We start from the raw sequence: 2,126 nt of genomic DNA on the forward strand, positions 1-2,126 counted from the left end.
CCTGAAGACCGAAAATATACCGCGATCGCCGATGCTGAGTTTCTCGTAAATGAGGACAGCCTGCAAAGTGTGTTTCTACGGGAAAAGCACTGCCTTTCTCTACGGTGAAAAATTTGCTCGATCGCGGTTTATTTTGGGGAGAAAAACTCGCAAAACAATTGCCAGAAAGTTATTTAATTATCTGACAAAAGCGATCCTCTTCAATTAGTGGCTGCGGTGGGGGATCCCATGCAAATTGCCGTTGCAGGGATGGCAATTGCGATCGCTTCTATTTTCAAGTATTAAATCATTGTCTCCTTGCACTGCTACCGCCCCAACATAAGCTGATTCTAGATCGATTGGCCACAATTTCCACCCCACTGCGACTTTCCCCCCAATACGATAAATTTGCACGGGTTCCTCGGGTAAGAGAGAAACTTCGACATCTTTTAGCCCTGCTATCCCCTCTCCCGTCGCCTTGAGAAACGCTTCTTTGCGCGTCCAAGCGGTGAAAAACGCCCTTGAGGTTGAAAATGAGGGTAAATCCCGAATCTTCTCCCATTCCGCCTTACAGAAAAAACGCTCGGCTAATTTTACCGCGTCGGGAAGGGGGCGAATTTGCTCGATATCAACTCCAATGGGGCGATCGCGACTCACCCCATACAAAATTAAGTCCCCAGAATGGGAGATATTAAATTGCAGTGTCTCGCCTTTTAAGAGGGGTTTTCCCCTGGCAGAGTAAACAAAGGTCAAACTCTGGGGATCTCGTGCCAAATAATGCCCTAATAATACTCGTAACAGTCCCCGCCCGAGGATATAGCGATCGCGATCGCGTTGGAAGTGAAATCTCTCTGCTTTGCTTTTCTCTTCCTGGGAAAGCAACTTTACCAATGTTTTTACGGTCATGGGAGGAGATTGGACGCAACATTGCCAAACGCAAATTTCCGGCGGCGATCGGGTTAAAATGTCTGGGAGAGACTGCAAAAACTTAGCTTGTGTTTCCTTAAATTTTCGATCTTCGTTCATAATGCAAAGAAGTGTGAGACGAGTGAGAAAGCTATGACTCTGTTACCTGGATCGGGCGATCGCCCAAACAACCCACCTCCCCAACACCGACGCAATTTCTGGTTGCGGGTTTTACTCATTTTAGGGGTTGGGACGACGGGAGGTCTAGCCATTTTTTGGATTCTCGTCCAACAATTTTTCGCCCCGCGTTTTCTTTCCCCTCGGGTTGAAACTATTCTCGAAAACCTGCTTCAACGTCCGGTAGAATTGGGGGATCTTGAATCATTTTCTCCTACTGGACTGCGTTTGGGCAGAACGGTGATTCCCAGTACTTCAGATCAACCCGATACCGCTACGGTGCAAAGTATTCGGGTTCGTTATAATCCCATTTCGATTCTAACTCATCGCAGGTTAAATTTAGATATTTCTCTCATCGAAGCCGATGCTTATATCGAACAAAGAAAAGAGCGCAATTGGTTGGATATTCCACCTTTTCCTGAAAGTGATTTTCCTGTGAAGATTAATGTTTCTGCTGTCCGTATTTTCGATAGCAATTTAACTGCGGTCAGTCGCTATCAAGATGGAGAATTTCAACCGCCGATCCGCCTTTCTATAACGCGATCGATTGTGTATCTTAAGGATAAATATGAAGATGTTCGGGTTGCAGATTTGGAGGGATTTTTTCCCGCAGGTGGTACATTTTCCCTCAAAGGCAAAGGTATTATTCCTGGGAAAAAGATTGCTAACTTGGAAGCGAAACTGACATTGATCGCGAGTAAAGTTAATCTTGAAGAATTTAAAAATATTATTCCTTTCCGCTTGTCAGATTATCAGATTGCAGATGTTCAAGGGGAAGCGGGTATTAATGCGACGATCGCCATTTCGGGAAATCCTTTTTCTCTTGATACTTTACCTTTTATTACTGGAGTTGGTACAATTGCTAAACTTGCCGTTATTAGCGATCGCCTTTCTCAGCCTTTGACGATTCCTCAAGGTTCAATGCGTTTTCAAGGACAAGTTGCTAAGTTAGAAAAGGTTACAGCTTATTTAGGAGATATTGCCACTCAAGTTAATGGTACGGTATCGCGAGAATCTGGTTTTGATATTGCTGCGATCGTAAAACCGGTAGCATTTTCGACACT

The 2,126-nt window shown here is 44.7% G+C and carries 1 protein-coding gene and 1 pseudogene; one reads left to right on the forward strand and one right to left on the reverse strand.

What is annotated here, in order from left to right:
• Positions 1-318 precede the first annotated feature (318 nt).
• A pseudogene (locus VB714_RS21295) lies at positions 319-1,005 on the reverse strand (4'-phosphopantetheinyl transferase family protein); the annotation flags it as partial.
• Between the two features lie 33 nt (positions 1,006-1,038).
• Here VB714_RS21295 and VB714_RS21300 point away from each other — a divergent pair.
• Positions 1,039-2,126, forward strand: a 1,088-nt coding sequence (locus tag VB714_RS21300; RefSeq protein ID WP_323226698.1) for a hypothetical protein, incomplete at its 3' end; no start/stop codon positions are given.

The organism is Spirulina sp. 06S082, from assembly GCF_034932145.1.
Lineage (GTDB): Bacteria > Cyanobacteriota > Cyanobacteriia > Cyanobacteriales > Spirulinaceae > CCY15215.